The 7,572-nt window shown below is 25.7% G+C and carries 11 protein-coding genes; all 11 read right to left on the reverse strand.

The genetic code is table 11. The features are described 5' to 3' along the window. Positions 1-248: 248 nt before the first annotated feature. Positions 249-632 (reverse strand): hypothetical protein, encoded by a 384-nt coding sequence (locus VLM92_RS11690; protein ID WP_325276512.1) that lies wholly within the window; start codon positions 630-632, stop codon positions 249-251. A 231-nt stretch (positions 633-863) separates the two neighbouring features. Continuing rightward, the gene (locus VLM92_RS11695) at positions 864-1,058 is read right to left on the reverse strand and encodes a hypothetical protein (RefSeq protein ID WP_325276513.1); all 195 of its coding nucleotides are present in this window, start codon (positions 1,056-1,058) and stop codon (positions 864-866) included. 311 nt (positions 1,059-1,369) lie between these two features. Then, a complete protein-coding gene (locus tag VLM92_RS11700) occupies positions 1,370-1,807 on the reverse strand; it encodes a hypothetical protein (protein ID WP_325276514.1) in 438 nt (145 codons plus the stop codon). Beyond that, positions 1,804-2,376, reverse strand: coding sequence for a hypothetical protein (locus tag VLM92_RS11705; RefSeq protein WP_325276515.1), 573 nt, complete (start codon positions 2,374-2,376; stop codon positions 1,804-1,806). The genes VLM92_RS11700 and VLM92_RS11705 overlap by 4 nt, the downstream gene beginning before the upstream one ends. A 967-nt stretch (positions 2,377-3,343) precedes the next feature. Then, positions 3,344-4,285 (reverse strand): hypothetical protein, encoded by a 942-nt coding sequence (locus VLM92_RS11710; RefSeq protein WP_325276516.1) that lies wholly within the window; start codon positions 4,283-4,285, stop codon positions 3,344-3,346. Positions 4,286-4,720: 435 nt separating this feature from the next. After that, a complete protein-coding gene (locus VLM92_RS11715; protein ID WP_325276517.1) occupies positions 4,721-5,200 on the reverse strand; it encodes a hypothetical protein in 480 nt (159 codons plus the stop codon). Next, positions 5,187-5,339, reverse strand: coding sequence for a hypothetical protein (locus tag VLM92_RS11720; protein ID WP_325276518.1), 153 nt, complete (start codon positions 5,337-5,339; stop codon positions 5,187-5,189). Before VLM92_RS11720 ends, VLM92_RS11715 begins: the two co-directional genes overlap by 14 nt. A gap of 357 nt (positions 5,340-5,696) precedes the next feature. Then, positions 5,697-6,275 (reverse strand): hypothetical protein, encoded by a 579-nt coding sequence (locus tag VLM92_RS11725; protein ID WP_325276519.1) that lies wholly within the window; start codon positions 6,273-6,275, stop codon positions 5,697-5,699. Between the two features lie 516 nt (positions 6,276-6,791). Further along, positions 6,792-6,980: a hypothetical protein gene (locus VLM92_RS11730; protein WP_325276520.1), complete on the reverse strand. Its 189-nt coding sequence runs from the start codon at positions 6,978-6,980 to the stop codon at positions 6,792-6,794. Between the two features lie 164 nt (positions 6,981-7,144). Then, positions 7,145-7,348, reverse strand: a complete 204-nt coding sequence (locus VLM92_RS11735; RefSeq protein ID WP_325276521.1) for a helix-turn-helix transcriptional regulator — start codon at positions 7,346-7,348, stop codon at positions 7,145-7,147. A 5-nt stretch (positions 7,349-7,353) separates the two neighbouring features. Next, positions 7,354-7,572, reverse strand: a 219-nt coding sequence (locus tag VLM92_RS11740) for a hypothetical protein (protein ID WP_325276522.1), incomplete at its 5' end; no start/stop codon positions are given.

Below are 7,572 nucleotides of genomic sequence, written 5' to 3' on the forward strand. Positions count from 1 at the left end.
ATTCATCCTCTTTACCTAGTTTACACCACCAGTAAGCAGAGAACCATGCAAACCAACCAAATGCTATAAGTCCTAATGGATCACCACTTAATTCTTTAAAACCTTGGAAACCTAAAAATCCTAATAAAAATGTATATTTATTCGCACCTTTTATCAATATAATCCCTCCGTTAATGTGATATATTTATATCTCTATATTACATATATATCACACTAAGTTTAATATTATTACTCAAAATTAAAAAACATTATTGATAGTTATTAATTTTTAATAACATATGTTTATCTACTAATGTAAATGTAATACTTTTTTTCATATATACCCATAGCCACTTAAAGTATTTAGTGCTATATTTCATTAAAGTTTTAGAGAAATAACATCCTATAGTTACTGCTGTTAATGATAACAAGATTTTTAACCATAACACTTCTGTTCCAAAACTTATAGGTAATTGTGGCATTATTAAATTCACTATTAATGCAATAGGCATTAATAGTAGTGCAATATCAAGTAAATACAATGATATGATTGCAGGTATCAATGATAAAGTAAAAGGCATAATTATTAAGATATTTAAAATACCCATTACAAGTTTTATAATAACTTGCATAATTTTATTACTAATGTTCATTAATTTAATCCCCCTTCTATATTAAATATAGTGTTTCAATTCTTCATTAAGTATAAAATCACCTTCTTGATTATAACCGTAAGAATACCTAGACCCAAACAAAAGAGAACCGTAGAGAGATATATATATAGTTTAGATAGGTCGTAAATTTTTACATTTACTCAATATCATTTGTGTATTTTTCAACGTTTTTCAAGTTTTTAACTATTCGTAAATTTTTACATTTACTATTTAAGAATGTAGCATTTCCAACACTTCAACATTATTATTTGTATTATAATAATAGTTATTTGTTACTCTATGTTGTTCTTTTTTTGCATACTTATTTTCTAAGTAACTATCTATAGTCATTAATCCAGATATAATATCTATAATTACTCCTATCACAACTATAATCTTCCATAATTTATTTAAAATATCTCTCATATCTTATACCCCCTAAATTTTAATTATTTAATTTATACTGATATTTTTTATAAAATCAAATAATAAGTTCATTTTTTTGTATAAGTTATGGTACTTTATTTTTTTCAAGTTAATAATAGAATTTATGTCGTATACTGTTTTATATCTGTCGTTAATAGTGTTTTCAATATTTTCAAGTTTTTCAATTTATATTAAAGTTGTACAATCACGTCCTCCAAATTCTATAGGTCTATATTTCGATCTACTTGTTAATGCTATTAATATATAAATAATAAAAGCACCTTAAATAAGGTGCTTTTATTATTTATATATTAATAGCAATTTTTGAAACAACTTTTATTAAAAGTATTAAATATTGGTTCTAAAATCCTAAATATATTTATAGCAGGTCTTTTAACCTTGAAACTAATTACTATATTTGTTCTAACCCTTTGTTTTATTGTTTTTTGATTTTTAACTAGCGAACTTATTGCTATATCTAATAATTCTGGAGTTAATACTGCTATACTATAATACAATTTTAATATAGAAATACCTTTATAATGTTTTTTTATATATTTTCTGTAAGCTATATACAATGGGTATGTATATAAAATTAAAAATGTATTAAGTAATACTTTTATCCATCCTGTGTAATTTATTTGCTTATTAACTCTATCAAGTTCATTTGAAATTCTAACCAAGATACACAGTGCAAATGTAAATGAATATACACCTATTCCCATTAATACTAAATCAATTAGTTTCATATAGCCCCCTCCTTTATTGTATAATTTTTTTTAGGTACAACTATTTTTCTTTCTAATATACCAGTAAATTCCATAATATATGAAGAACTACTTATAAACATTAATAAATATATTGGAACTTCTTTAAAATAATATGTACTTGAAAACATAGTCTTTCCATTTATATATTTTAAAATTAATTTACTGTTATTCAAATCTAATACTACAATATTCATAGCTCCTAATAAGAAAACTAATGCTAACAATGAATTTAATATCGTAGCAACTGCAGTTATTTTAAATTGTTTCTCATTCTTATTTGTTGTAAGTAATAATGTAAAATAATCTGAAACTATTGGTACCATAAAAACAAAAGAGGATAAAAATAAAAATTGACCATGTGTATCTGAGATACCAATTGCAATAATTCCTACAATTTGAGTTATTATTTTCATAATACAAAATACTGTATTTTTTTTTCTCTCTTCTGATACTAAACCATTATTACCATTATGATTACTATTATTCCTTTTTTGCTTAGATTGTGTATTTTTATTTCTATGTTTATTATTATTATTCTTTCTACCCATATATAACCCTTCCAAAAATATTAAAATAAATTTATTAATTTTTACAATCATTTACCATTATAAATTTATTTTAATATTATTACAAGCTTATTGGTAAAAGCTACCAATATTAAGAATTAATATAAAAGCTCGTTAAAATCCAAGTGATTTTACTTAATTAATTGAGTAATTGCAATACCTACAAGAATCGTGTGTCCATTTTTTACACGTATTTTGTCGTCCCCCCTATAAAAGCACCTACTTTTTATTTACTTACGTTAGATACTACATAAGCAATTGTTACTGTATAGTATCGCACACTAGTCGCACTTCGTTTGACCCTGCACATTAGACACTTATGTATTTTCCATTGGATAAAAACACCATCCAAGCTAAAATCCAACGGTCTAAGTGCCTACTTATTAGTTGGGTTATTGATTAATTAAACTTTAGTAAACTAACAACATAATTTTTTATACATAACACTAGATAAACCAATAGTGCATATTCTACATTAAAAGCTATTAAAACTATATTATGAATATAGTGTAATTCGGGGTTGTGTAGGGGTATCTGCTCCATAACATAATTACTTTCATAAAGTATAATGCAGTACCTCCTTTGTGAGTTCTATGGTATAACGTATAATTGCTGATGATATGTATTAGACAATATAAGATTAATAGCTCGCTATCGCTCGTTGCACAATCTAAAGATTGCACTTGCTTGCTCGACAAGCTCGCAAGCATATTTTTTTGTAGAAGTTAAATTTATAATTATAAGATTTATATTATTAATTTAATATATAAAATCTAAAGGCTAATTTATATCAAATTCGTATTCACTCATTTTAACCATATACCATATACTTTCGTTACAGGTGTATCAAAATGAGGTGTCTTTTTATCAAAAGTGTATCAAAATGAGGTGTCTTTTATATATTTTCCCATTATAAAAGGCTATAGAATTTAATCTATAACCTTAGTTATTACATCTCAAATAGTCTATATAAAGCCTTTAAGTCCTCTATGTCATTGCCTGAATAGTACACCTTAGGATTTACACATATTTTATAATTGTTCTTGCTATCACTGCTAGTAAACTGACCTATAACATATCTATCATTTACTTTAAGTTTGTATAATTCATTTTTAAACCTAGTTAAATTCTTATTTTCGTCTACTCCACATATTCTAGCAACATCACTCCAACTTAACATATCTAGTTTCTTATGATCTACCTCTGTTGGATTCATACACAATACATTATGAGTAAAGTTAATATAAGGCAATATTTTAAATAGGGTTGCTAATTGTTTTCTGGCTTTAGGCTCTGTCCCCTCATACATAGTTTGTATATTCTTAGTGAATAATCTAGTATATGTTAGGTCTGCATCATCCTTCTTAAGCTTTTTAAAGTCCTCTATAGCACCTTTTACTATTAAATCTTCACTAATCATAATGTAACCTTCCTCCGTTTCGTATATATAACCACATTCTATAAGTAATTTATATGTTTCATTAACGCTATTTCTACTGGTAGTATCCCATATCTTACTTAAAGATGATCTCTTAATCTCATTTCTATTATCATCAAATAGCTTTCCACCAAATGTTGAATATGTCGCTAATTGTATATACCTTATTATATGAATATCAGCCTTATTGCCTTTACATTTAGCTTGTAAGGTGTCCATAATCGGTTTCCTATATTTGTATATCAAATGTACAAATGAGCCTTCATTTTCTTGTATATGCTCTACTATTGCACCTTTGTTTTTAGTCTTTTTCTTTACTGCTTTTGCTTGGTTCTCTTTTACAACTCTCATTACCAGTTGCTCTGAGCCATTATCCTTTATAAGTGCATTCCCTAGCACTTCGCCAGTATCAGTGTCTATTGCTGATACTCTTTTATATGTGTTACTTTGCATCCTCTCTGCTCCTTATCTTTAGTTATTTGATAAGGTAATTTCAGAACAAGGTCAACACACCTATTTAAACTGGTATTTACCGAGTATATACTCTTGAAATTTGCACATAATTAATATATAATAGTTTATGTAATTTAAATAGTCTGAGTGGTGTTGTTTCAGTTCCTTGCTGAAATAACCTTGCAATATATGAGCCTAGATGCTACCAACATCTATGGCTCTTTTTACATTATAGCACATTTTTCCATATGCTTATAGTAAATTACAGCTTTATATCAGCCTTTGTGTAGAATTATAGGTACAAATACCTTAGTTTAATTTTACAAACTCTTACAGTGGCTTATATGGTTTCTCGTGAAGCTGAAACCATTGGTATTACTAGTCTGTTTTTTCTATTTTTTATTTCGCAGCTTGAAAATGAAATAATAATTTTATTTAATAATTTAATATAAATTTTCCATTAACTACAGCTACTTCTGAATCATAAGTATTAAGACATATCGTTCCATAGTTTGATTGTTCAAATAAATTTATACTTATACACGTTCTTTCATTGTATTCAGCTTGTTCTCTTGTATAATATTTCCTTAATATTGTAGTATTTTCCATTAAATATTTGTTAAGCTCTTTATTACAAGTAAATCCTTTCATATCCATTATTGACTTTAATAATTTACCTATTTTATTACTCTTTTTAATATTTTTTCTACTCCATTTAGATGTTCTAGTTCCAAGTGTTTCATCACTTACTCCAACGTATTTATATATATTCCTAGCAATACCATACATTTTACTTTTATCCTCACTTAGATTCGTAAAATCTAGCTCTCTAACATATAAAATGCTTTTTTTTATAATTTGGTTTCCATCATAAATAAGTTTTTGCTTTTTATTTTTATTCTTATTTAGATTCATTTCTTAAATCCTCCTGTAGTTTATTTATTAACTGTCTTAATGCTTTTGATATTGTAATTCCATTGGCTTTTGCATAAGTTTCTATAGTAATTCTTTCAACTTTAGTTACTCTAAATTTTATATGTTCACTCTTTAGCATCTATCTTGTATCTCCTTAGTTGGGTTACCTTGTATTTAAAATAATTTAACCTTACATAACTACTATTTACATTGATTTTTAAGATGTAAAATAATTTAATGAAATTTTATAAAAAAATAAGATAACGACGGATCGCTATCTTATTACACAATGTATTAATATCTTTTTATTTTTAATAACAACAACTTACTAATTTAAACGCAAAAGCGTGTTTAAAAAACATAGTTTTTTTTACTCAAAAAAGTTTCATTTTTAAGTTTTTTTTAAAATTTTGGTAGTCTATTACCCGTATAGTATGCTCTATAAAAAAAAGACCTTCCTTTATATATAAAGTAGCAATTAATGCTACAATTGTAGTTATTTATTATATTTATCTAAATACTCTTTGATAGCACTTGATACTATATCTTGTACTTTATATTGTCTATGCTCTTTACAGAATGTTGTAAACTCTTTATGTATATCTGTATATATTCTATAGTTTCTATTTACTGTATCTTTACTATCATAACCATCTATAGAACTATGTAATATACTTGTAGTATCTATTGATACATTTGTAGCAATATCACTTGTATCTAATCTACTATTAATTATATCTATTTGCTTTTGTAAAGCTTTTATTTGCTCTTCTAAGGCTTTGTATTTATTATCTTTAGCATTTGTATTAATAACCTTTTTAGGTTTATTTATAGTTTTGTCATTAGATTCTATCGCTACATTTGTAGTATTAGTTGCTACATCATTACTATTAACATATTGATTTATATTTCTATTCAATTTATATCCATATTTATTAAATGTATTTGCTATATAATTCTTACCTATGCCTAAAGTCATTCTAATATTATCAACTGAATCCCCTTGCTCTAGTAGTTCATTTATATATTTAACTTTTGATTCTATATCTAATTCTTTGAATTGTTCACCGTTCATAATATGCCCCCTTGATTTAATCATTACTACAATTGTATCAACTATTATTATATTTGTCATAGTCATTGATACTTTTGTAATAAATTGCAAGTGACTTTATCAATATTTCATTTTTCAAGCTATAAATCCATTTTAAGGCACTTTTTAAGTGTTTTTAGTATCATAATACCCCTTATATAGTCCAACTATTCCCTAAATTTACGTTTAACGACTAGTTGAATTTTCACTGCAAATAGGCTCTGTAGCAGTAATTCCAGTATATGTAGCTACTTTGCGGCGAAGTTCATATATTTTCAATTAATCCTAGTTGGGTCAACTTAATTATATTAAATTCACTAAATTCGACTATAGTAAAGTCTATATTATTTTAACTTTATTAATTAAAGTTTATATGTGATTTTCTATAGTTTCACTTTATTTCGTTATTTTAACAGTAGTTTTGGTGTTTTTGGTAGTTTTTTTGAACATAACAAAAGCACCTAGTTTTTATACTAAGTGCTTTTGTTATTATTAAGATTAAGATTGCTTATTTATCTTATATCCATTTATAAAAAATACTATTGATGCTACTAAAGATATGCATCCCCAAAACATATTATTTTCAGGTTTAAATATTGGCACTGATGATGTAAAACATATTATTGCATTTACAAACCAAACTAAAGCACCACAATAAAAACTACTTCCCTTTTTCAAGATATCCATAATATCACCACCTTTTAACTTAATTGTATCATAAACATATAAGTTACTTTCGATACTCTAAACAATAGAATCGAAGTGTACATTAAAACAGATGTTTTTTTGAACACTAAAAGAGAACATCTTTAATAGATGCTCTCCTAGTAAATTTTTTTATTTCCATAAAGCTAAAATTCAAAGATAAATAATTCTTCAATCGGGGTATTTAATTCTCTTGAAATTCTGACTGCCAATTCAAGTGAAGGATTATATTTTGCATTTTCTAATCGAGCTATAGTTTCTCTTCTGACATTAACTTTAATAGCTAACTCTTCTTGAGTTAATTCATTAAATAGACGATATTTTTTTAAATTGCTAATAAACTTTGTCATAGTATCTAATACCTCGTATCAAATTTGTAAGTTAAGAATCCCCATAAATTAATTGATATTGCAAAGCTAACTGCTAATATTAAAATTTGCATTCTATAAAGAGTCATTAAATCTACTGTAAATAATCTAATTAGAAAACTTGATACAACTGCTAATATAAAACCAGAGTAAAGTGCAATAGTTCCTGCTTTGTGCTTATGTTGAATTAAACATTCATCCTCTTT

This window comes from Romboutsia sp. (genome assembly GCF_035470145.1).
Lineage (GTDB): Bacteria > Bacillota > Clostridia > Peptostreptococcales > Peptostreptococcaceae > Romboutsia_D.

Excerpts from the sequence above, each read along its gene's own strand:
- VLM92_RS11700 (WP_325276514.1), bottom strand. The coding sequence starts at position 1,807 with ATGAAACTAATTGATTTAGTATTAATGGGAATAGGTGTATATTCATTT.
- VLM92_RS11735 (WP_325276521.1), bottom strand. The coding sequence starts at position 7,348 with ATGACAAAGTTTATTAGCAATTTAAAAAAATATCGTCTATTTAATGAA.
- VLM92_RS11715 (WP_325276517.1), bottom strand. The coding sequence starts at position 5,200 with ATGAATCTAAATAAGAATAAAAATAAAAAGCAAAAACTTATTTATGAT.
- VLM92_RS11720 (WP_325276518.1), bottom strand. The coding sequence starts at position 5,339 with ATGCTAAAGAGTGAACATATAAAATTTAGAGTAACTAAAGTTGAAAGA.
- VLM92_RS11710 (WP_325276516.1), bottom strand. The coding sequence starts at position 4,285 with ATGCAAAGTAACACATATAAAAGAGTATCAGCAATAGACACTGATACT.
- VLM92_RS11730 (WP_325276520.1), bottom strand. The coding sequence starts at position 6,980 with ATGGATATCTTGAAAAAGGGAAGTAGTTTTTATTGTGGTGCTTTAGTT.
- VLM92_RS11725 (WP_325276519.1), bottom strand. The coding sequence starts at position 6,275 with ATGAACGGTGAACAATTCAAAGAATTAGATATAGAATCAAAAGTTAAA.
- VLM92_RS11690 (WP_325276512.1), bottom strand. The coding sequence starts at position 632 with ATGAACATTAGTAATAAAATTATGCAAGTTATTATAAAACTTGTAATG.
- VLM92_RS11695 (WP_325276513.1), bottom strand. The coding sequence starts at position 1,058 with ATGAGAGATATTTTAAATAAATTATGGAAGATTATAGTTGTGATAGGA.
- VLM92_RS11705 (WP_325276515.1), bottom strand. The coding sequence starts at position 2,376 with ATGGGTAGAAAGAATAATAATAATAAACATAGAAATAAAAATACACAA.